This is a genomic window from uncultured Shewanella sp., from assembly GCF_947497935.1.
Taxonomy (GTDB): domain Bacteria; phylum Pseudomonadota; class Gammaproteobacteria; order Enterobacterales; family Shewanellaceae; genus Shewanella.
The window spans coordinates 49,016-72,290 of record NZ_CANMIO010000005.1 but is presented as its reverse complement, the minus strand read 5'-3'; the positions used below and the strand labels follow the sequence as shown (position 1 = coordinate 72,290).

At 43.5% G+C, this 23,275-nt stretch carries 20 protein-coding genes; 11 read left to right on the top strand and 9 right to left on the bottom strand.

Features of this window, described 5'->3' with window-relative positions; all coding sequences use genetic code 11:
- Positions 1-48 precede the first annotated feature (48 nt).
- The 6 genes from Q1A86_RS07340 to astE form a co-directional block, all read right to left on the bottom strand.
- Positions 49-2,043: a methyl-accepting chemotaxis protein gene (locus Q1A86_RS07340; RefSeq protein WP_299804840.1), complete on the bottom strand. Its 1,995-nt coding sequence runs from the start codon at positions 2,041-2,043 to the stop codon at positions 49-51.
- Positions 2,044-2,229: 186 nt separating this feature from the next.
- The gene (gene nadA / locus Q1A86_RS07335; RefSeq protein WP_299804837.1) at positions 2,230-3,297 is read right to left on the bottom strand and encodes a quinolinate synthase NadA; all 1,068 of its coding nucleotides are present in this window, start codon (positions 3,295-3,297) and stop codon (positions 2,230-2,232) included.
- A 129-nt stretch (positions 3,298-3,426) separates the two neighbouring features.
- Positions 3,427-5,031, bottom strand: a complete 1,605-nt coding sequence (locus Q1A86_RS07330) for a dihydrolipoyllysine-residue acetyltransferase (protein ID WP_299804834.1) — start codon at positions 5,029-5,031, stop codon at positions 3,427-3,429.
- A gap of 9 nt (positions 5,032-5,040) precedes the next feature.
- A complete protein-coding gene (locus tag Q1A86_RS07325) occupies positions 5,041-6,018 on the bottom strand; it encodes a transketolase C-terminal domain-containing protein (protein ID WP_299804831.1) in 978 nt (325 codons plus the stop codon).
- A 3-nt stretch (positions 6,019-6,021) separates the two neighbouring features.
- A complete protein-coding gene (locus Q1A86_RS07320) occupies positions 6,022-7,200 on the bottom strand; it encodes a thiamine pyrophosphate-dependent dehydrogenase E1 component subunit alpha (RefSeq protein ID WP_299804828.1) in 1,179 nt (392 codons plus the stop codon).
- Between the two features lie 180 nt (positions 7,201-7,380).
- Positions 7,381-8,418, bottom strand: a complete 1,038-nt coding sequence (gene astE / locus Q1A86_RS07315) for a succinylglutamate desuccinylase (protein ID WP_299804826.1) — start codon at positions 8,416-8,418, stop codon at positions 7,381-7,383.
- Positions 8,419-8,679: 261 nt separating this feature from the next.
- Between astE and msrA the strand changes: the two genes are divergently transcribed.
- Positions 8,680-9,159: a peptide-methionine (S)-S-oxide reductase MsrA gene (gene msrA, locus Q1A86_RS07310; RefSeq protein ID WP_299804824.1), complete on the top strand. Its 480-nt coding sequence runs from the start codon at positions 8,680-8,682 to the stop codon at positions 9,157-9,159.
- A gap of 92 nt (positions 9,160-9,251) precedes the next feature.
- On the opposite strand, the gene pgm is transcribed toward msrA, so the two are convergent.
- Both pgm and seqA read right to left on the bottom strand, forming a co-directional pair.
- Positions 9,252-10,898, bottom strand: coding sequence for a phosphoglucomutase (alpha-D-glucose-1,6-bisphosphate-dependent) (gene pgm / locus Q1A86_RS07305; RefSeq protein WP_299804821.1), 1,647 nt, complete (start codon positions 10,896-10,898; stop codon positions 9,252-9,254).
- 74 nt (positions 10,899-10,972) lie between these two features.
- Positions 10,973-11,521, bottom strand: coding sequence for a replication initiation negative regulator SeqA (gene seqA, locus Q1A86_RS07300; RefSeq protein WP_299804818.1), 549 nt, complete (start codon positions 11,519-11,521; stop codon positions 10,973-10,975).
- Positions 11,522-11,795: 274 nt separating this feature from the next.
- Between seqA and Q1A86_RS07295 the strand changes: the two genes are divergently transcribed.
- From Q1A86_RS07295 to Q1A86_RS07255, 9 genes are all read left to right on the top strand, one after another.
- A complete protein-coding gene (locus Q1A86_RS07295; RefSeq protein WP_299805319.1) occupies positions 11,796-12,554 on the top strand; it encodes an alpha/beta fold hydrolase in 759 nt (252 codons plus the stop codon).
- Positions 12,555-12,650: 96 nt separating this feature from the next.
- Positions 12,651-12,872, top strand: a complete 222-nt coding sequence (locus tag Q1A86_RS07290) for a DUF2788 domain-containing protein (protein ID WP_012155289.1) — start codon at positions 12,651-12,653, stop codon at positions 12,870-12,872.
- A gap of 11 nt (positions 12,873-12,883) precedes the next feature.
- Entirely contained in the window at positions 12,884-13,156 is a 273-nt protein-coding gene (gene ybfE / locus Q1A86_RS07285; RefSeq protein WP_299804800.1) for a LexA regulated protein, read from the top strand.
- Between the two features lie 56 nt (positions 13,157-13,212).
- On the top strand, positions 13,213-13,740 hold the full coding sequence (fldA, locus tag Q1A86_RS07280; RefSeq protein ID WP_299804797.1) for a flavodoxin FldA: 528 nt from the start codon (positions 13,213-13,215) through the stop codon (positions 13,738-13,740).
- Positions 13,741-13,913: 173 nt separating this feature from the next.
- Complete coding sequence (gene earP / locus Q1A86_RS07275; RefSeq protein ID WP_299804794.1) at positions 13,914-15,107, top strand: elongation factor P maturation arginine rhamnosyltransferase EarP; 1,194 nt, start codon at positions 13,914-13,916, stop codon at positions 15,105-15,107.
- Between the two features lie 45 nt (positions 15,108-15,152).
- Positions 15,153-15,713, top strand: coding sequence for an elongation factor P (gene efp / locus Q1A86_RS07270; RefSeq protein ID WP_299804791.1), 561 nt, complete (start codon positions 15,153-15,155; stop codon positions 15,711-15,713).
- A 601-nt stretch (positions 15,714-16,314) separates the two neighbouring features.
- The gene (locus Q1A86_RS07265; protein ID WP_299804788.1) at positions 16,315-17,529 is read left to right on the top strand and encodes a pyridoxal phosphate-dependent aminotransferase; all 1,215 of its coding nucleotides are present in this window, start codon (positions 16,315-16,317) and stop codon (positions 17,527-17,529) included.
- 123 nt (positions 17,530-17,652) lie between these two features.
- On the top strand, positions 17,653-18,240 hold the full coding sequence (gene yfbR, locus Q1A86_RS07260; RefSeq protein ID WP_299804785.1) for a 5'-deoxynucleotidase: 588 nt from the start codon (positions 17,653-17,655) through the stop codon (positions 18,238-18,240).
- A 17-nt stretch (positions 18,241-18,257) separates the two neighbouring features.
- The gene (locus tag Q1A86_RS07255; protein WP_299804782.1) at positions 18,258-19,592 is read left to right on the top strand and encodes an anti-phage deoxyguanosine triphosphatase; all 1,335 of its coding nucleotides are present in this window, start codon (positions 18,258-18,260) and stop codon (positions 19,590-19,592) included.
- Between the two features lie 79 nt (positions 19,593-19,671).
- On the opposite strand, the gene Q1A86_RS07250 is transcribed toward Q1A86_RS07255, so the two are convergent.
- Complete coding sequence (locus Q1A86_RS07250) at positions 19,672-20,295, bottom strand: YchE family NAAT transporter (protein ID WP_299804779.1); 624 nt, start codon at positions 20,293-20,295, stop codon at positions 19,672-19,674.
- 329 nt (positions 20,296-20,624) lie between these two features.
- On the opposite strand from Q1A86_RS07250, the gene adhE reads away from it, so the two are divergent.
- Positions 20,625-23,240, top strand: a complete 2,616-nt coding sequence (gene adhE, locus Q1A86_RS07245) for a bifunctional acetaldehyde-CoA/alcohol dehydrogenase (protein WP_299804777.1) — start codon at positions 20,625-20,627, stop codon at positions 23,238-23,240.
- The last annotated feature ends 35 nt before the right edge of the window (positions 23,241-23,275 follow it).

The following is a 23,275-nucleotide window of genomic DNA, read 5'->3' as shown; positions in this document are numbered from 1 at the left end:
AAACGTTTGCGTAATTGCTAGCCAGTTTCAGCCAAAATGGCTAAAGGATTAACTTAACTTGAACTTTTTCACCTCTTTCGACATCTCAGTCGTGTCCTCGACCAGTTTATCTGTTAGAGAGCTTAGCTGATCTGCTACGCTATGAGTTTGTAGATAGATTTCGCTAATTTTAAGCGCATTACGATTTACTTCTTCAGCAACCGCCGTCTGCTCATGCGTCGATGCCGCGATCTGCTCGTTCATGCACTCAATAACACCAATATGCTCGACAATTTTATTGAGCTCGCAATTGGCGCGGTTTGCTTCTATCACACTCTCATTAGTCTGCTTAGTCCCTCTATCCATCGCAGATACTGCGGTATTGGCACCACTACGTAAACGCTCAGTCATGGACTTAATATCCCCCGTCGCAGTTTGTGCCCGTTGAGCAAGGCCACGTACTTCATCGGCGACTACGGCAAAACCTCTCCCCGATTCCCCGGCTCTTGCCGCTTCGATTGCAGCATTGAGAGCCAGTAAATTAGTCTGCTCAGCAATGCCACTGATCACATCTGACACGGTGACAATGTTTTGGATATCTTGTTCAAGTTGTTGCAATGCCTGTGCTGAATCACGAATGTCGTCAGCGAGTACAGCAATAGCATTACTGGTACGACCGACCTCAGCATTTCCCTCTTTCGCCTCACTGTTCGCTTGGGTCGAGGCTTCAGATGCACGCTCGGCATTGATGGCGATCTCGGCAACCGTAGCGCTCATCTCAGTCATTGCAGAAGCGACCTGTTCTGCTTCGCCATGGCCCTGCTCTACATCTTGACGTAGTTGTGTAGAGTACTGCTCCATCTGAGAAACGGCAGACAATAAAGAGGTCGAGTTTTTGCGTACATGTTCAATCACCCGTTCAAAATCAGACATCATGTCATTAAAGGCTAGAGCCAACTCACCGAATTCATCGTTGCTTTGTTGATTGATACGAATACTAAGGTCAAAGTTTGCCCTAGCTCGAGTGACACAGTTATGCAAATTGGCAACACTGCCATGAATGTAGCGCAGTACCGAGATAGAAAGCGTCAGTACAATGCCTGCAGCCAACAGTAGCCCTAATAATGCGGTGTAAAAACTTTGTGTGGCCGAAGCTAAACGCTGATTGGTCACGGAAATAAGCTCGTTTGACAGTGCATGTTCAAATTTTCTCAATAGCTCAATACGTTGGGTTGACGTTTGAAACCAAGATTCAGCTTGCTGTAATGAAATTTCAGAAGCTACCTGTTGAAAAGCGATATTTCTATACTGGCTAACATCTTTAACTGCATTTGAATCTAACAATGTTTGGTAGTTTATCTTGCTTTGCTCATCAGCTAGAGCCAAGAAACGCTCTTGATAGCTTGCCTGCTCTGCAACTAATGTCACGAAGCGGCGATAAACACCTTCTTTGAAACCCATATTGCCAAAGGTTGAGCTGAGAACAGCCCGTTCAATGCCAGCTCTTTCCTTCATTTGTAAATATGCGGAAAAGGCCGCGGCTCTTATTGCTATTTCTTGGTTAGCAGCATTATTTGCCGTCAAATCCACAATACTGAGCAATAACGAATTAAGCTGGGTGTAGAACTTAACTTCATCGGCGACAGTAATAGATAAGCCTTCAACACGAGCTCGTATATCAGGGATCTGTCTAAGCAGGTTTTCTACTCGCGCGATTTGTGATGTAAATGTATTAGGGAGCTCATGGCTATTGAGAAATTTCTGGTAGCTTTTTATTAAAATGTCTGTTTCATTTTGCTGCAGTGGCAGTTTCTGAGAAAACGACTGACCTTGGGAGCCGATGAATCCAGCACTCATGCCTCGCTCTTTTTGGATTTCATGAACCAAGTTGCTGTTGGCCTGAGCCAATTCACTTAACACCAGCACATCAGTAAGCTCGCTCTTTAATTGGTATTGAGTCTTAGCGTAGAGACCGCCGAAAACGACAGATGCAATGAGTGGCGGCAAGATAAGGACAAAAAACTTCTGCTTTAAGCTTAGATTAGCAATGATGGTCCGCTTCATATGTTAAACAACCCTGTTTAAATATTATTATTTGTTGCACTAGCATAGTCGAAAGTGACTCTAGGTAAACAACTTTATTAAATTCTGGGCAAAAAAAAAGCCCGTCTTAACGGGCTTTGTTTCCTATATACAAATAGTCGGTTAATGCACTAACTACAAGGATGTGGAAATTGGCACAGAAATGATTTACGCATTACCTTTTACTTTCATATTCAGTGTCTGTGCAAAATTCAGCATTCTGTCTAATGGCTTTAACGCATCTAAGCGTAAGCTATCATCGACAAAAATTTCATGCTGATCAGCGTCCACATTTTCTAAAGCACTTTCGATAGCTTTTAAGCCATTCATCGCCATCCATGGGCAATGAGCACAACTCTTACAAGTTGCCCCATTACCGCCAGTAGGGGCTGCAATCAAGTTCTTCTCGGGTGCAGCTTGCTGCATCTTATAGAAGATCCCTTTATCGGTAGCCACGATAAAAGTATCATTTTCCATGGTTTGCGCCGCTTTGATCAGTTGGCTAGTCGAGCCCACTGCATCAGCTAGCTCTACCACACTTGCAGGAGACTCTGGATGCACTAATACAGCTGCATTTGGGTGGATCTTTTTAAGCTCACGTAACGCTTTAGCTTGGAACTCATCATGAACAATACATTCGCCTTGCCACATCAACATTTCGGCACCGGTTTGCTTAGCGATGTAGCTACCTAAGTGGCGATCTGGGCCCCAAATAATCTTTTTATCTTCACTGTCTAGGTGCTCAACGATTTCAAGCGCAATGCTCGATGTCACTACCCAGTCTGCTCTGGCTTTTACCGCAGCTGAAGTATTGGCGTATACGACGACAGTGTGATCAGGATGCGCATCGCAAAACTCACTGAATGTCTCAATTGGACAACCTATGTCTAAAGAACAGGTCGCTTCCAGTGTTGGCATCAAGATAGTCTTTTCTGGACTTAAAATCTTTGCCGTTTCGCCCATAAACTTCACGCCAGCAACGATTAAGGTTTTTGCAGGGTGATCACGACCAAAACGCGCCATCTCTAAAGAATCAGAAACACAACCACCGGTTTCTTCAGCTAAAGCTTGGATCTCAGGATCGGTATAATAATGCGCTACAAGCACAGCATCTTTATCTTTTAAAAGCTGTTTAATTTTTGCTTTTGATTCGGCTTTTTCTAGATCAGATAAAGGAACAGGCTTTGGCGGGAAAGGATATTCAATATTCTCGATACTTGGGACAAACGCGCTCATAGTACAACCAACGGGCAATAACAGATTAGCGGAATTATACGGAATAGTTTACAAATTTAAAACTCCTATAGCGGTGCAGTGAAGAAAAAAGGCGCTATTACTAGCGCCTTTTAAAGAGTCTTACATCTTTTACTGCATCGCTAACAGCATCTCTTGCGGTTGCTCAAGGTAAAGCTTCCACAGATTACAGAAGCGTGCAATGGTACCGCCATCAATAACACGATGATCCCCAGACCAGCTCACCTGCATCATCTTGCGCGCTTCAACTTCACCTTTGTCATTAAAACGAGGTAAAACTTGCAGTTTACCCAGTGCGACGATTGCGACTTCAGGTTTGTTGATAATAGGCGTTGCTACCGTACCACCTAAGGCACCGATATTTGAAATGGAGATACTGCCACCTTTCAGATCGTTTGGTGATACACGCCCACTTCTCGCAGCGGTTGTCAGGCGAGTGATCTCCGCAGCGATTTGCAAGATAGTTTTGTCTTGCACATCTTTAACGTTAGGCACTAACAAGCCGACCTTAGAGTCTACAGCCATACCAATATTATGGCTCGCCAAATAGGTCTGCTCGGTACAATCTTCATTCACTTGGCTGTTCATATCTGGGAACTGTAATAGCGCCAGTGACATCGACTTCATGAAGAAAGGCATCATGGTAAGTTTCAGCTCATCGGTCGAATACTTTTTCTTCATACTCTCACGAAGTGCGACCAATTCAGTTAAATCAAACTCTTCACAGTAGGTAAAGTGCGGAATAGTCGATACCGATTCAGTCATCATCTTCGCCATGACCGCACGAACCCCTTTTATCGGCTCGATTCTATCGGCTTGGCGATGGCTTGACTGCTGAATATCCTCTGCTTGCTTTGAAACTGATGCAGCTACTGGCTGTTGTGCAACTGAGACATTCGACTTGCCAGCATTGGCATAATGACGTTCAACGTCTTCTTTATAGACGCGGCCATTCTTACCAGAACCGTGCACAGTTGAGATATCGAGATCCAATGAGCGTGCTAAGCGGCGAACCGCTGGGCTTGCTAAGGCCTTGCCTTGCGGCACAGGCTCTAAAGCTTGAGTCGGTGCATCAGGCTCTGCGATTTCAGGTGAGCAGGCTTGCGACTGCCCAACCTCGGCCTCAACTTCAATGGCAAACAGTGGCGCATGGACTTTTGCTAGCTGCCCTTTACGAACATGCAACTTTACAATTTTGCCGTTTTTAATCGCCGGTATTTGTACCAAAGCCTTATCAGTCATGACATCGGCTATCGGTTGATCTTCAACGACCATATCACCTTCGTTGACTAGCCACTCGACTAGCTCACACTCAACGATTCCTTCACCAATATCGGGTAGTAAAAACTCTTCGATCGTTACACCTGACGTTAACGCATTTGACTTTGTATTCGTTACTTCTACATTGGCATTCGTTGTTTCTACTTTGACGCTATGCGTCTCATCACTTGAAACATTCGCTGTAACTTGTCCCTCTTCAGCAACATCTACCGAATAAAGCGGTGCATGTACTTTAGCGATTTCGCCTTTAGCATAATGAAGCTTGGTAATGACACCAGAGTTAGGAGCAGGAATTTGCACTAATGCTTTATCGGTCATGACATCGGCGATAGGTTGATCTTCGACAACACTATCACCCTCTTGTACTAACCATTCAACCAGCTCACATTCGACAACGCCCTCGCCGATATCCGGAAGGATAAAATCTTTAATCATGGCTGGCTCCTAAAATTTAACTGAAGCTTTAATCGCTTCAAACGTCTTTAACGCATCTGGCATATATTCTTTTTCGTGGATCAAAGGATACGGCGTATCTAGGCCACACACTCGTGCTATCGGCGACTCAAGATACAAGAAACACTCTTCTTGAATCGTTGCTGCAATTTCGCCTGCAAAGCCTCCGGTAAGCGGTGCCTCGTGGTTGATCAATAGACGTCCCGTTTTTTTAACCGATGCAGCTACCGTGTCAACGTCCCATGGTGAAAGCGTTCTTAAATCGATAATTTCACATGAGATCCCTTTCTTAGCAGCCATCTCGGCGGCGTTCTCTAGGATTTCCATCTGGGCGCCCCAGCCAAGTAAGGTGATGTCTGTGCCTTGCTTAACGACTTCGGCTTTACCAAGTTCGATAATATGATCGCCCTCAGGCACTTCACCTACCGATGCGCGATATAAACGCTTTGGCTCAAAAAAGATCACCGGGTTTTTATCGCGGATTGAGGCGATCAACAGGCCTTTTGCCTGTTCTGGGTTGCGTGGCACGACAACCTTAAGACCTGGAGTCTGGGTAAAATAAGCTTCTGGTGATTGCGAGTGATAATGACCGCCTGCAATTCCACCGCCATATGGCGTTCTAAATGTAAGGCCGCCAACATCAAACTCATTTCCACTGCGGTAACGGAACTTAGCGCTCTCATTAACGATTTGGTCAATAGCTGGGAAGATGTAATCGGCAAACTGAATTTCAGCAACCGCCGTCATACCATTTGATGCTAATCCATTGGCAAAACCGGCAATACCCTGCTCGGTTAACGGTGTATTGAAGCAACGCTCACGTCCAAATTTTTCCTGTAGACCCGAAGTTGCTCTAAACACTCCACCAAAGTGGCCGACATCTTCGCCGAACACCATCATTTTTTTATCCGCTTCCATTTCCGAGCTTAGGGCTTGGTTAATGGCTTGCAACATATTCATCTGAGCCACGGCTTATACTCTCCCTGCGCTTTTTGGATAAGATTCTGGATACTTCTTTACATGGTTTTTTAAGTCAGCTAGCTGCTTCTTCAGAATGGGGGTTGGTGTGTCATATACATCCTCGATAATGCTATCGATATGAGGAGTTGGGACTTTTTCAGCGACCTTAAGTTCAGACAGCACCTCTTCTCGGTACTTAACATAGAGATCGGCATCACTCTGCTCATCCATCCAGCCTTTATTAATCATCCAGAGCTTAAAACGCTTCACTGGATCGTGCTGTTGCCATTTAGCTTCTTCATCTTTCGAGCGATACCCAGATGGATCGTCAGAAGATGAGTGAGCACCTAATCGATAGGTCATGGCTTCTATTAGCACAGGGGCATTATGTTCTAACGCATAGGCACGGGCTTGTTGAGTTGCAGCGAGTACTGCCAGCATATCGTTACCATCGACACGAATCGTATGCATACCATAACCTACACCGCGACTTGCAATACCGTTACCTTTAAACTGCTCATCTGTAGGTGTTGAGATGGCATAGCCATTATTACGACAGAAGAAAATTACTGGCGAATTAAGCACAGCAGCCATATTTAAACCGGCGTGGAAGTCACCTTCTGAGGCAGCTCCTTCACCAAAATAACAGATTGCTACATTTCGCTTCCCTTGCATTTTAAGACTATATGCAACGCCCGTAGCTTGGGGGATCTGTGTTGCAAGTGGAGAGGAAATGGTTTGATAATTAAGGGCTTCACTGCCGTAATGGATTGGCATCTGGCGGCCCTTGCCAAAATCTTTTTCATTACTGAACATCTGATTCATAAACTGCTCAGTGGTAAAACCGCGGTAACGAAGCGCGGCATGTTCACGGTACTGGGCCAAGATCACATCACCCTGATCGAGTGCTGCGGTGCTGCCAATTATCGATGCCTCTTCCCCGGTACAGGTCATGTAAAAGCTAATTCGACCTTGACGCTGCGCCCCCAACATACGCTCGTCCAATACGCGAGTAAAAACACAGGTATCATGGATTTTACCCGCTAAGGTTTCATCGATAACCGGTAATACGGCCTCTTCATAAGCGGTACCGTCCGCTTGGAGAATCTTTAAAATGGGGATCGCCAGTGAATCTTTATCTAAAAAGCTCACGCGATGTACTGTTTCAGCATTCGTTGTTGCGTTGCTCATAATGTGCTCTTGTTATTGAGGGTGCCGTTAGACGAAAAACAGCACCTTTCTATTTTAATACGCGGGAAGAACATTACGTTAACGTAAACTAACTCTCAATACTTCCCATCATTGAAACGACAACTAAGCATCTCTGTGCATGTATATATTGGTTTACATGCACAGTTATTCAGTTTGAACCTAGTCTAAACAACTTTCATCTGCGGACTTCAAGCACAAGACTGTCCGCTGCCCTACTGGTACCTTAGCATTAGGGAATACTATGGATTCAAACTCATGCTCAACCTTCACCTCAATCCCGCCCTCTTTCGCCAAAGTGTAGCCTCTAGGGAAAGCGGTAAAGTTTTCGACATCGTTGGTGAAGGTAAATTCAAAATCATCGTATCGCTTATTTACCGAACGACAAACTTGATAAAGGTTCAAACGCTTCATATCGAAGCTAGGTAACTTAAGATCTTCACCACACATCAATAGGGTTAGCATCTCTTTCATCGCGATGAAGCGAGTCATATCATTTTGCCCCATGGGGAACACTTTACCTAGCTCAATAGTAAAGGCATCAGCATGATAATTTTCAGAAGAGAAATAACTAAAGGTGGTAGTGGGTTCATGGTGGAATAGAATGGTATTTACGCCGCAGGATTCGAGAAACATGATCTGCTCTTTACTGTACTTTCTATCTCCACGATAAGGATAAATAGCAAACTTCTCGTGCTTAGAGCCGCGAATTGCCGTATGTAAATCATAATGCATTCGTTGACGCTCACCCGAGTGGCCGCTGAAAAACTTGTCCACATATTGCTCAAGCTTTTGTGCCCTTACACGCTCAGGGTTACAAAGCCCTTCACCAAGTGAATGGGCACCATTAAATAATCGATTAAGGTTTTCATCGACAAAACGGGTGCCATTATGGATAGCGGGAGGATTACCAATAAGGAACAATACTCGCTGCTTAAGGATAAGTTGCTCATCAAGCAATTGCGTCATTAGGTCGTTACACAACTCAATAGGTGCAGTCTCATTACCGTGAACGGCACAAGATAAGACGAGATCCTTAGTATGCTTAACCCCTTTAGGTTCAAACATGATAACGCCGGTATCCCAAACCTCTACATGGACTTGGTTAGCCAGATCAAATTCAAAGCTTTCTGTTAAGTATTGTGGGTGCGCGAGGGTTAACGCTAAAAAGTCCTTAGACTGTTTCAATTCTTGAAACACAAACTACTCCTTATTATTCATGTCAGCTTTATTTGGCAGAAATTTCAAATACCGCGGGTATTTGTAACACCTAGCTTCGCTAATTCTGCCACCGATAGTAGCATAATTGCCTGCTGTATCCCGTACCCTTTTTAGCCTCTGTCGTACAACAAATCATCAGCCATGCATGTTTTTACTTGCTTAAAGGCAAAAAATAAAACAAGATAAAGCCATCTAGCCATCCAAACGGCTATTTAAGATGTATTTAATAAGGAGACAGTAATGGCATTGGCAACATTCGGCGCAGGGTGTTTTTGGGGAGTTGAATACTTTTTCAGAGAAGTTGAAGGTGTCGTGGGCTGTACATGCGGTTATATGGGCGGCAAGGACAGTTTCACCCGCTACACAGAGGTTAAAACGGGTACCACAGGTCACGCAGAAGTTGTACAAGTGGAGTACGACCCTAGTATTGTCAGTTATCAGAGCTTACTCGAGGTGTTTTGGCAAAACCATAATCCCACCACATTGAATCAACAAGGTGGCGATATCGGTAGCCAATATAGAAGCGCAATTTTTTTCCATGATAAAAATCAAAAACAGCTAGCTGAAACCAGTAAACTGGCATTGATTAAAAGTGGGAAATGGGGCTCTCGTCAAATAGTGACGGAAGTTGTTCCCTGTCAGCAGTTCCATCAGGCTGAGGAGTATCATCAAGATTACTTGGCTAAAAACCAGTTACCGAGTTGCCACATAAGCTATTAATTTTATAAAAAACTTAGATAACAGTTTTCAATAAAAAAGGCACCGAACGGTGCCTTTACATTTAAACGCTTTTACAAACATTTTTATTTAGTTTATTGCAGCGCTTCAGCCACAATCTGCTGAGCTTCTTTTAGTAAGCAAGTAAGATGCTCTTGGCTAACAAAACTTTCACCATAAAGCTTAAATAGCGCCTCTGTACCAGATGGTCGAGCAGCAAACCAGCCATTTTCAGTCACCGCTTTAATGCCACCTATGGCTGCATTGTTACCAGGAGCGTGAGTTAATTTCTGTAAGATCTCATCACCAGCAAGTGTCTCTGTTCTGACCGAGTCGGCATTAATTCTCGAAAACTTAGCTTTATCCTCTAGACTCACCGGACTATCGATACGCTGATAAAAACTCTGGCCAAATTTGGCTTCGAGTTCATCGTATCTTTGTTGAGGTGATTTTCCGGTAACAGCCAAAATTTCAGCCGCAAGTAGACACAGAATAAAGCCATCTTTATCGGTACACCAAGTGCTACCATCTATTTTTAAAAAGGCTGCTCCGGCACTTTCTTCACCGCCGAAGGCAAACTCGCTATTGGCAAGCCCATCTACAAACCATTTAAAGCCGACTGGCACCTCTGACATCTGCTTGTTGTGCATCTGACAGACTTTATCAATCATGGCACTCGATACCAGTGTCTTTCCTATCACCATCTGCTCTGTCCATTCTGGACGATGTGTCACCAAATAGTCTATTGCAACCGCAAGGAAGTGATTTGGATTCATCAAACCGCTGCCTGGACACACAATACCATGGCGGTCAAAGTCAGGGTCATTGCCCAAGCAAAGATCAAAACTGTCTTTATGCTCTAGTAGGCCTGCCATTGCATAGGGTGACGAGCAATCCATACGGATCTTACCGTCCTTATCTAGCGGCATAAAACTGAATCTAGGATCGACCTGAGTATTGAGTACTGTGATATCGATACCGTAATGCTTAGCTATCGGTGCCCAGTAGTGAACACCTGAACCTCCAAGAGGATCAACACCCAAACGAACCTTAGCGTCTGCAATCGCTTGCATATTGATAACACTATTTAAGTCGGTGACATAGGGCGTGATGAAGTCTTCTTCGATAAGGTAGTCACTGTTAAGCGCTTCAACATAGCTGATACGCTTAACACCGACTAAATTATTAGCCAAATATGCATTGGCTTTATCTTCGATCCAAGTCGTGATCTCGCCTTCTGCAGGGCCGCCATGTGGTGGGTTATATTTAATGCCACCATCTTGTGGTGGATTGTGCGACGGGGTAACAATGAGGCCATCCACTAAATCGTCGTTATCGCTCTTATTCAAATTAGCATTAATAATAGCGTGAGAAACTACGGGGGTCGGTGTAAAACCATCATTTTGATGTATAACAACGCTTACCTGGTTAGCAACTAATACTTCTATAACCGACATTGCTGCAGGTTGTGACAATGCGTGTGTATCTATGCCCAATATCAAGTGACCCTTGATATTAGCTTGCAGACGATAGTCAGCAACTGCTTGTGCGATAGCAAGAATATGCGTTTCATTAAAGCTACTTTTGGCAGCACTACCGCGATGGCCCGAGGTACCAAACGTGACTTTTTGACTCACATTGTCCACATCGGGCGATAAGCAATAATACAGGCTAACGAGTTTTGGGATATTGACCAAATCCTTTTGCTCAGCAATCAATCCAGCTCTCTTATGTATAGCCAAGTCCCTCTCCTTCTATTACCGTAATCAGTTCATATACGGTAAGTCTATATGTTTTACGTTAACGCTTTATGTCGTTAAATTTTTTCTATGATATCGGCAACTTGCGATTCGTCTGTACCAAACTGTAGCAAGACTTCTGAAAGTATAGTGCGCTTCTTGGCGGTATTATTATTGGTCGTTACCCAGAAACCACTGTGTCCAATCTCTTTTGGATTAGCAGACTTACTGGCTTTTAACAGTGCGTCTTTCGACGTTGCAAAATACAAACGATCACGGCCTTGAATTTGTAATACCTGTTCAAACTGTTTAGTCGACGCTCTATAAACTGTATCCAGAATAAATAGAAAACGCCCCACTGCACCTTTTTGCGCAGCTAATGCTTCGGCGTCAATCAGGTTGGTAAAATCAGAAACAGGCTTAGTTGCCGCTTTCGCCACTTTTACGGGTTTAGGTGAAGATTGTTCAAGGCTAGGATGACTGATCTCTTCAGGCGCAGCTTGAACCACTGACTCAACTTCTAATCCCAATATACGGCGCAAAATATCCGAAGCGCTCTCGCCAATATGTTCTGTCTTGCTGGCGATGTGTCGATAAAGCTCTTCATCAACTTCGATATACTTCATAACGGTTATCTTCCTTAAGTAGAAAAGCGGATCGGTGTTCTTAAATGCAAAAAATCGCATAACTGTCCCGAATTATCAGCTCAGTGTAGCGAGGTTTAGGGCCTTGATAAAGCGTCATTAAATGAAAACTGCGATCCAGAGAAGAAAGATCCTATTTACTAAGCAAAGTATGTTTACTTTTTCAGCAATGAATGACCATTTACCCGGCCTCTGTTGGAATTTAACTGAATACGAGGCACAATCTGCGCCAATCGACTCAGTAATCGGAAAGACAATGCATTATGTGATCAGTGGTCAAGGCCCAGTAGTTATCCTCATTCATGGTTTGTTTGGGGACCTTGATAACCTCAAGGCTTTAGGTAAAGAACTCGAAGAGCAATTTACTGTTGTTCGCATTGATGTACTCAACCACGGTAATAGTCCGCAGGTTGCTAACATGTGCTATCAAACGTTGGCTGATAGTATGGCTCAATTGATTGAGGAGCTCGACTGTAAAGAGGCGATTCTCATAGGTCACTCCATGGGCGGTAAGATAGCTATGGCTACAGCACTCAATTATCCGCACTTGGTCAAAAAGCTGGTCGTTGCCGATATTGCACCCGTTGCCTACCAAAGCCGTCATGACAAGGTTTTTGCCGCTTTAGAGTCTATGCCATTGACGGAGTTAAAAGATCGCCGTCAAGCACTTGTTCATATGCAAACTTGTGGTGTGGATGATGGTACAGCACAGTTTTTATTAAAGTCTCTGACCCGAGCAGAACAAGGTTTTGGCTGGAAAATGAACCTCTCTGGATTAAAGGCAAGCTATACCAATATTATTGATTGGCCACATTTTTCCAGTCATTACCAAGGCCCCTGCCTTTTTGTTCGGGGTGGAGATTCTGATTACGTTACCACAGAGCACAGACAAGCTATCATGACCCAGTTTCCAACGGTTAAAGCAAAAACTATCGAGGGAACAGGTCATTGGTTACATGCGCAAAAACCAGCCATATTCAATCGAATAGTTAAAGATTTTATAACCGCCGATTGAACCACATTTCGCGCTAGAAAGGCATAAAGCATATAGCCGCTCGAAAACTTATATGGTATATTCGCGCAACTTTTTTGGCCTAGGAAGGAATGGCAAATGCTAATGCAATATATGGAACAGATTGAGTCCCTTGGCTTAAACCTGTTTTTTGCAGCCATTTTCTTTTTTATTGGTATGGCCATCCGAGATGTACTCAAACAGGGCAATGTACCTAAGTTTGGACGTAACATCGTTTGGCTCGTTTTATTTCTCGGCTGTGCCGGGTTTATTGCAAAAGGGATTATACAGATGACCTGGGAAGGCTCAGGTATCGGTTAAATACGAACTCAATGGCAAAAGAAACATCAGATAGAACCACCATTGATCTGTTCGCAACAGAAAAGCGACGTGGTCGGCCCCGCAGCAATCCTTTGCCACGGGACCAACAGCTCAAAATTAATAAAAGAAATCAAATTCAGCGTGATCGAGCGAACGGATTAAAACGAATAGAGTTAAAGGTGTCACAAGATTTGTATGACGCCTTGAATGAACAAGCTTTGGCCAGTAATATCAGCCGCAGCCAACTAATCGAATCTATACTGCAAAAGCTGGTTAATAACTAACCCAGTTTAAATGCACGCATACCATTAATAGTTAACTAGATATTAAAGGAACAACAATGGCAACTGTAGGTCTTTTTTTCGGGTCTGATACAGGCAACACCGAAGCCGTCGCCAAAATGATCCAGAAGAAACTGGGCAAAAAAATGGTTGAGGTGAAAGATATTGCCAAAAGTACCAAGGAACAAATCGCAGATTATGATCTGCTGATTTTCGGCATTCCAACTTGGTACTATGGTGAAGCACAATGTGACTGGGATGATTTCTTCCCTGACCTTGAGCAGATCAACTTCGAAGACAAGTTAGTCGCAATCTTTGGTTGTGGCGATCAAGAGGATTACGCTGAGTACTTCCTTGATGCGATGGGCATGGTCAACGAAATCGTTGTAGCCCGTGGCGCTATCGTAATCGGTCACTGGCCAACTGAAGGTTATGATTTCGAAGAATCGAAAGGTTTAGCAGACGACAAGCATTTTGTGGGTCTAGGTATCGACGAAGATCGTCAACCTGAACTAACAGAAGAGCGTGTTGACGCATGGGTTAAGCAGATCTATGACGAGATGTGTTTAGCTGAGCTTGAAGACTAAACTTCAAGTTTCAGAATTAAGCTCAATGTTAAGAGTGAGCTTATAGATTAGATACAGATATGTGTTTGATTGACCCTAGTAAAGCGGCATATTTCTATGCCGCTTTTTTGTCTTGTAAAGATTTAGCTTGTTAGGCTTTGTTAAGTTAAGCCGATGATAAAGAGTTTTTAAATATGGCGAGTCATAATGCCAGTGGGCGTTGGGATATTTTCTGTGCTGTAGTTGATAATTACGGTGACATTGGTGTCACCTGGCGTCTCGCCAAGCAATTAGCAGAAGAGTATCAACTAGCGATCACTCTTTGGGTTGATGATTTAAAAAGCTTCTCTCATATATTGCCACAGCTAGATCCCGAGTTAGTCACTCAGGTTCATTCAACAGTCACGATCAATCAATGGACTTCGCCTTTAGCCCTCGATTATCAAATTGGTGATGTACTCATTGAAGCTTTTGCTTGTGAATTACCCGAGCAAGTTAAACGCACCCTCGATGAATTACAATTCACGCATAAACAAAATCCTAAAGCAGCTAACCCTCCGCTTTGGTTAAATCTCGAGTATCTAAGTGCTGAGTCATGGGTCGAAGGATGCCATGGATTGCCCTCAATGCAGGCCAGCGGAATTAAGAAATATTTTTATTTCCCAGGATTTAGCGATAAAACTGGCGGGCTTATCTGTGAAAAATCGCTATTTAAAGATAGAGCACGTTGGCAACTTGATAATCAAAACCGTCAAAACTTGTTTAAATCATTAGGATTATCAGGTATTGCACAGAACGACACGGTTATTAGTGTGTTTAGCTATGAATCCAGTGCGCTATTAGCCCTTTGTAAACATTGGCAAACAAACGACACTAAGACTCATGCGTTGATCCCTAAAGGCAGAAGCCTCAATAGTTTACAAACGTTACTGCCCTGCTCTATTGATGAATTGACACCAGGAATGCAAATTCCTTTAGATAATTTAGTTATTCATATCTTGCCTATGACAGATCAAGAGGGTTATGACAAGCTACTCTGGAGCTGTGATTTTAATATTGTTCGGGGCGAAGATTCGTTCTTGAGGGCTCAATGGGCTGCAAAACCGTTCATTTGGCACATATATGAGCAAGAAGATGACTATCATCTAATAAAATTAGATGCCTTTATGCAGCTTTACTGTAATAATCTGCCGCCGGAATTAGCTGAAACATGGAAATCGCTTAATCGTGCTTTTAACTCAGGGCACCAAGATGAAGCGCTCCACAGCTGGCAACAATTTAATTTAATCGATTTGCTACTCGTTAAACACACAAAACAATGGCCAATCGATGCAATAAATGATGTAGATCTTGCTTCTCGACTAGTTCAATTCGTCAAAAATAGCTAAGATACTACGTTTAAATAGAAAAAACCTAAAATAGGAAATAGTGTAATGAAAACTGCTCATGAACTCCGCCCAGGTAACGTGATCATGTTAGATGGCAGCCCATGGGTTGTTCAAAAGACTGAAACAACTCGTTCAGGCCGTAATGCTGCAATCGTTAAATTGAAACTAAAGCACGTTCTACAAGATTCTACTACTGAAAGCACCTTTAAAGGTGAAGACAAGATGGAAGATATCATTCTAGAGCGTCTAGATTGTACTTATTCTTACTTCGCAGATCCTATGTATGTATTTATGGATTCTGAGTACAACCAGTACGACGTTGAAGCAGAGAACTTAGGCGATGCAGCAGCGTATATCGTTGATGGTATGGAAGAGAATTGCCAAGTAACTTTCTATGAAGGTAAAGCAATTTCAGTTGAACTACCAACTTCAGTTGTCCGTGAAGTGACTTACACAGAGCCTTCTGCTCGCGGTGATACTTCTGGTAAAGTAATGAAGCCTGCTACTATCACTGGTGGCGGTACGCTAAGTGTTGCTGATTTCGTTAAAACTGGCGACATGATCGAAATCGATACTCGTACCAACGAATTCAAGAAACGCGTTTAATTTTTTAAAACCGTTTTATCAAGCCAGCGTCTACGCTGGCTTTTTTATTACGCATTAGTAATACCAATTGTATTAAGGATTGAATCAATTCAGAAGCACTCAAGCTTTTCAATTCAAGGTGCATGAACGACAGAATGGTTGTTCCCTTGTGAGTCAATGCAAAGCAGAAGTGGAATGATTGAGCACTTCCCTCAGGGTGGGCTTCAAAGCACTGCATGCTTCGCCAGAAACTCTCGATATAGAATAACTATTAGCTTCAAGTTCCCCGCTTGCCTTCAGCGCTTTGAATTCCCACTGAATGAACAGACTCTTAATACAATTAGTATAATGTCTAAATAACTCGATCCAGCTAACAAATAAATGATTTAGTCTTAAAATAGTGAGAATGTACAAACAGCCATACTAACGACTACACCATCGCGCCACCGCAGTATAAAAACCTAAAACACTCATAACCAACCGCCCTCAACAGATTGTTACTCTGTTTAAGTCTAGCAAATCAGTGAATTAATCCTTTATTTGTCTTACAAATTTAGCTATTGTGCCTGCAACAATGAAAAAGTCCTTTTTGACTCAAGTTTTATGCATTTTCGAGGTGTAGATGCGCCCTATTATCAAGTCCAATAAATTAGATTCTGTTTGCTATGACATCCGTGGTCCCGTGCATAAAGAAGCACGTAGACTCGAAGACGAAGGTCACCGGATCCTAAAGCTAAATATCGGCAACCCAGCACCATTTGGATTTGAAGCCCCTGAAGAGATCGTACGCGACGTTATTCTTAACTTACCAAGTGCTCAGGGCTATTGCGAATCTAAGGGATTATTTTCTGCACGTAAGGCAATCGTACAACATTATCAGTCTCAGGGGATTTTCGGTGTAGATATCGAAGATATCTATATCGGTAATGGCGTTTCAGAGCTAATCGTCATGGCTATGCAAGGCCTGTTAAACAGTGGTGACGAAATACTGGTTCCGTCACCTGACTACCCGCTTTGGACCGCTTCAGTTCACTTATCTGGCGGTAAAGCACAGCATTACCGTTGTGATGAGGAGTCGGATTGGTTCCCAGATCTTGAAGATATCAAGAGCAAGATCACCCCAAGAACTCGCGGTATTGTGCTAATTAACCCGAATAACCCAACAGGTGCAGTCTACTCAAAGGAACTCATCCTTGAAGTTATCGAGCTTTGTCGCCAGAACGATATGATTCTGTTTGCCGACGAAATCTACGATCGAATTTTGTATGATGATGCAGTACATATTCCAGCTGCCAGTCTATCTGACGATATCTTAACTGTTACCTTTAACGGCCTTTCAAAAGTTTACCGTGCTGCAGGCTTCCGTATGGGCTGGATGATGCTGACTGGTAACTTAAAGTCTGCTAAAAGCTATGTTGAAGGCCTAGATATGTTGGCTTCTATGCGCTTGTGTGCCAACGTGCCAAGCCAACACGCAATCCAAACTGCATTGGGTGGTTATCAGAGCATTCAAGAGTTAGTACAGCCAGGAGGACGATTACGAGTACAACGTGACGCTTGCGTAGAAATGCTTAACTCTATTCCTGGTGTCAGCGTAAAGACACCTAAAGGTGCTATGTACGCCTTTGCTAAATTAGATCAGAAGAAATTCAACCTACGCGATGATGAGCGATTAGTATTAGATTTATTAAAAGACCGTAAAATCTTACTAGTACAGGGCTCTGCATTTAACTATCCAGAACCGGATCATGTTCGTGTAGTATTTTTGCCATACAAAGAAGAACTAAATAAAGCCCTGTCAGAGTTTGGTGATTTCTTAGCTGACTATAGACAGTAACTACTAATAAAAAATAGTAAGCTACTAATAAAACACAGTAAAATAAAACGACCTTAGGGTCGTTTTTTGTTTTCTAACTATGCTAATCTGAAATGGTTCAACTCCTAACTTCAAAGGGATCCGATGAGCCACCTATTTGCCCACCTAGCAAGAATGAAATTAATTCAACGCTGGCCTCTGATGTACAACGTTAGAACTGAAAATGTTCAAGAGCATTCGCTCCAAGTCGCTATGGTAGCGCACTCTCTCGCCTTAATTAGCAACAAAAAATTTGAAGGCAACTACGACCCTTATCAAGTTGCGACCATCGCAATCTTTCATGATGCCAGTGAGATCCTCACCGGTGATCTGCCGACTCCGGTTAAGTATTTCAATAAAGAGATAGAAGCGGAGTACAAAAAAATTGAAGCCATCGCCGAGCAACGCTTGCTTGAGATGGTGCCCGATGAGTTTAAAGCAGATTATCAAGCTCTGCTGACCAGTGAACATGCCGATCAAGAATATAAAGCATTAGTTAAGTCTGCCGATACCCTATGTGCCTACCTCAAATGTCTTGAAGAAAAGCGTGCCGGCAATACTGAGTTTAATACCGCGCAAAAACGACTAGAGCAAAGCCTAAAAAATGACCCTAACCCAGCAGTCAATTATTTTATTGAGTGCTTTATCCCAAGCTTCACCCTAGATCTCGATGACATAAATAAGCTTCTGTAGCTGCTTGAGGAATAGATATGACACAATTGGTATGGAATGAAAGACGCCTAGGGGAAGATAAACAAAGACGTAATGACCATAGAAGCCCGTACCAGCGTGATCGCGCGCGCATACTTCACTCCGCAGCCTTTAGGCGCCTTCAGGCAAAAACACAAGTATTAGGCGTAGGTATGAATGATTTTTATCGTACACGCCTCACCCACTCTCTTGAAGTATCGCAAATAGGCACCGGCATAAGAGCTCAATTAAAACAGAAACAGCCGCAACATAACCCATTATTAAACTCAATGAGCTTGATAGAATCTCTATGCTTAGCCCATGATATAGGTCACCCCCCTTTTGGTCATGGAGGCGAAGTCGCACTTAACTATATGATGCGTAAGCACGGTGGTTTCGAAGGTAATGGACAGACATTTCGTATATTAACTCGACTTGAACCCTATACCGAGCATTACGGCATGAATCTTTGCCGTCGTACACTGTTGGGAATTTTAAAATACCCGGGATTATACTCTCAGCTCTGCGATGACACTCCTGAGACGATCGTTGAAGATTTCAGACAGCTAAAGCCCTCTAAGTGGCCACCAGTAAAAGGGATTTTCGACGATGACAAAGAGATCTTAGATTGGGTATTAGCCCCACTGTCCCAGCAAGATAGAATGCTACTCCTATCGAGTCATCTTGTAAAAGACGTCAAACACAAACGAACTCGCTATAAGTCTCTGGACTGCTCCATAATGGAACTGGCCGATGATATTGCCTATGCTGTCCATGATTTAGAAGATGCTATTGTGATGGGGATTGTGAGTGAACAGCAATGGCAGACAGATGTTTCACAGCCACTTTCACAAAGTCATGATCCATGGTTAAAAAATGAATTTGCAACCATCAGCCAGCGACTATTTTCCGCCAAACACCATCTGCGTAAAGACGCGATTGGGACCTTAGTCAATGGCTTTGTCACTGCAATCTCGATTATTGAAGTCGATGGCTTCGAAGACCCGTTATTGAGATATAACGCTGCACTTGAGCCAGACTTTCATCAGGCTTTGAAGGTCTTGAAGAAGTTTGTCTATAAATATGTAATCCGTAAGCCAGAAATTCAGATGCTTGAATATAAAGGCCAACAGATAGTCATGGAGCTATTTGAGGCATTTATCTCAGATCCTGAGCGACTACTGCCACTAAATACTCAGGAGCGTTGGCTTGTAAGTCAAGAGCTAGGTGAAAACAGCCATAGAGTGATTGCCGATTATATATCAGGTATGACAGACGGCTTTGCAGCAAGGCTACACCAACACCTGTTTAGCGCAAAAACACACTCTATGATGGATTTTAACAGCGATTTTTAAGCTTTTCCAAATCCTTGCTAGGCTCTCAAGTAAAAAGGCACGCTAGGTGCCTTTTTACTAACTATAGATCCAAGGTCGATTAACCTGGGAAAAAGCCTTTCACACCCGCAGCAATCACCTCGATACCGATAGATAACATCAATAGACCCATTAAACGAGTAATGACGTTAATCCCTGTTTTACCCAATATTTTAAAAATTATCGGTGCCATTCTAAACAGAGAAAAACTAAGTAAACCAAAGAGGATCACTGTGATAGACATGCCAATCAAGTTTTCTAGGCTATTGTGCTCGGCTGCTGACACGATCACCGAACTAATGGCACCAGGTCCGGCCATCAGAGGCAAGGCTAAAGGCACAACCGCAACGGACTCCATACCTGAAGCCTCTCGATCTTCCTCTTTGTTACGCTTGACTTCCCCGAGTTTACCTTGAAGCATCGACATCGCGATAATGGCGATCAGCGTTCCGCCGGCAATTCTAAAGGCTGACAGGGAAATGCTAAACAGGTTTAGAATATGTTGACCCGCAAAAATGGTTACCAGCAAAATAACCACTACGGCAAAGTTGGCCACTTTAGCCGTCTGATTGCGCTCAGCTTCAGTCTGGTGGCTGGTTAAGCTCACAAAAACTGGTAATAAACCAAAAGGATTAATTATCGCAATTAAGCCGAGAAAAAATTTAACATAGAGTGTTAAATCCACCGTCGTTTCCTCAACGCGCCCGAGGCGTTATTTGTTCAATAAAAATGTGGCGCTACTCTAACTCATGACCCTGAAAACAAAAAATTAGATTTTCTATCCTAAATCACAACTTTGAATAATTTTTTTAAATACCAATGAGAATCACTAACGATGAATGCTGCAGAATGTCACTAATATGGTTATAAAATTACATAAGACCACTTGTTTGCGTCATAGGTCACAGTACACAGTTGCTTTTGAGTGTAATTTTTCATCATCAAAAGGATTTTAGAGCACTAGAGAATGTTTAGCCAAATACGGTTTGGCTAAATTTTTTCAGGATTGCGACTATGACAGTAACAAATGAGCAAGAACTCAATCTCCTAGTTGATAAGGTACGAACGGCTCAGCAGACGTTCGCTAACTATTCTCAGGAGCAAGTCGATAAAATTTTCAGAGCCGCTGCACTCGCGGCTGCAGACGCTCGGATCTCACTCGCTAAGATGGCCGCTGCGGAAACCCAAATGGGTGTTATTGAAGATAAAGTGATCAAAAACCACTTTGCATCTGAATACATCTACAACAAATATAAAGATGAAAAAACCTGTGGGATCTTATCTGAAGATCCAACTTTCGGTACTATCACGATCGCAGAGCCCGTCGGTATCATCTGCGGTATCGTTCCCACAACCAATCCCACTTCAACCGCTATCTTCAAGGCATTAATTAGCCTTAAAACGCGTAATGGTATTATTTTCTCACCCCATCCTCGTGCTAAAAACTCGACTACCACAGCCGCTCGCCTTGTATTAGAGGCCGCCGTTGCAGCTGGAGCACCGAGAGATATCATTGGCTGGATTGACGAGCCATCAGTTGCTTTATCGAATCAGCTAATGACCCATAAAGATATTAATCTCATTTTGGCTACTGGCGGTCCAGGAATGGTTAAAGCAGCCTACTCTTCAGGAAAACCTGCCATTGGTGTGGGTGCGGGTAATACACCAATAGTTATTGATGAAACTGCTGATATAAAACGAGCCGTTAGCTCAATATTAATGTCAAAAACCTTTGATAACGGGGTGGTGTGCGCCTCAGAGCAAGCCGTAGTGATTGTTGATGAAGTATACGAGGCGGTAAAAGAGCGATTCGCAAGCCATGGGGGCTATGTATTGTCGGCTACAGAAACCGCTGCTATGCAGAGCGTTATTCTCAAAGATGGTGGACTCAATGCTGATATAGTCGGCCAAAGTGCGGCTAATATTGCAAAGATGGCTGGAATAGAGCTTCACCCGACGACTAAAGTGCTCATAGGCGAAGTCACTGACATTGATGAAGCCGAAGCGTTTGCCCATGAAAAACTCTCCCCTCTGCTCGCAATGTATCGCGCCAATAACTTTGAAGACGCCGTCGATAAAGCCGAAGCGCTTGTGACCTTAGGCGGTATCGGCCACACTTCTGGCCTGTATACCGACCAAGACACTCAAACAGAGCGAGTCAAAACATTTGGCTTTAGAATGAAGACCGCCAGAATTCTAATTAACACACCTGCATCACAAGGCGGTATCGGCGATCTGTACAACTTTAAGCTGGCTCCCTCATTAACCTTAGGTTGCGGTTCTTGGGGTGGAAACTCAATCTCAGAAAATGTTGGCCCGAGTCACTTAATCAATAAGAAAATGGTCGCTAAGAGAGCAGAAAATATGTTGTGGCACAAACTCCCCTCATCTATCTATTTCCGCCGCGGTAGCTTACCTATTGCGCTTGAAGAATTAAGTGATAAAAAGCGTGCACTCATCGTCACTGACAAGTATCTGTTTAATAATGGCTACTGCGATGAAACCATTAAGATCTTAAAAGCTCAAGGTATAGAAACCGAAGTCTTCTATGAGGTTGAAGCCGATCCAACCATGCATATCGTTAAGCAAGGCGCTAAAGTCGCCCAAAGCTTTCAGCCTGATGTGATTATCGCCCTCGGTGGTGGATCGCCAATGGACGCCGCTAAAATAATCTGGGTGATGTATGAGCATCCTAATGTCGATTTCGCTGACTTAGCGCTACGCTTTATGGATATAACCAAACGTATTTATAAGTTTCCAAAGCTTGGACGTAAAGCCAAGATGGTCGCCATTCCGACCACATCTGGTACTGGCTCTGAAGTGACGCCTTTTGCCGTGGTCACCGATGAACAAACAGGTATGAAGTACCCGATTGCCGATTACCAGTTAACACCAAACATGGCAATTGTCGATCCTAACCTCGTCATGGACATGCCAAAGTCACTTACAGCCTTTGGTGGCATCGACGCGGTAACCCATGCATTGGAAGCTTACGTGAGTGTCATGGCCAACGAATATTCAGATGGTCAGGCACTGCAAGCGCTAGACCTACTGTTTAAGCATCTACCCGATGCCTATGAATATGGCGCAAATTCACCTGTCGCGAGGGAAAAGGTGCATAACGGCGCTACCATCGCAGGCATCGCTTTTGCTAATGCTTTTTTAGGGATTTGTCACTCTATGGCCCACAAGCTGGGGGCTGAGTTTCATTTAGCCCATGGTCTCGCCAATGCATTACTGATCAGTAACGTTATCCGCTTTAACGCGACAGATCTGCCAACTAAGCAAGCCGCATTTAGCCAGTACGATAGACCTAAAGCATTATGTCGTTACGCGAAAATAGCAGAATATTTGAAACTCGAAGGTACATTAGGTGAAGGTGTTAGTGATGAAGAAAAAGTCGAAGCGCTCATTAAAAAAATTGATGAGCTCAAGGAGACGATTGGCATTCCATGCTCAATCCAAGCAGCAGGCGTCAACGAAGCCGACTTCCTCGCCAAACTAGACGAATTAGCCGAAGATGCCTTTGATGATCAATGTACAGGCGCCAACCCTCGCTACCCGCTGATTGCCGAGCTTAAGCAAGTTTTACTAGCGAGTTACTACGGTAATGTTTACCGCGATGAATAATTACCTTTAAGAATGTAAAAGCCCTAACTGATTGG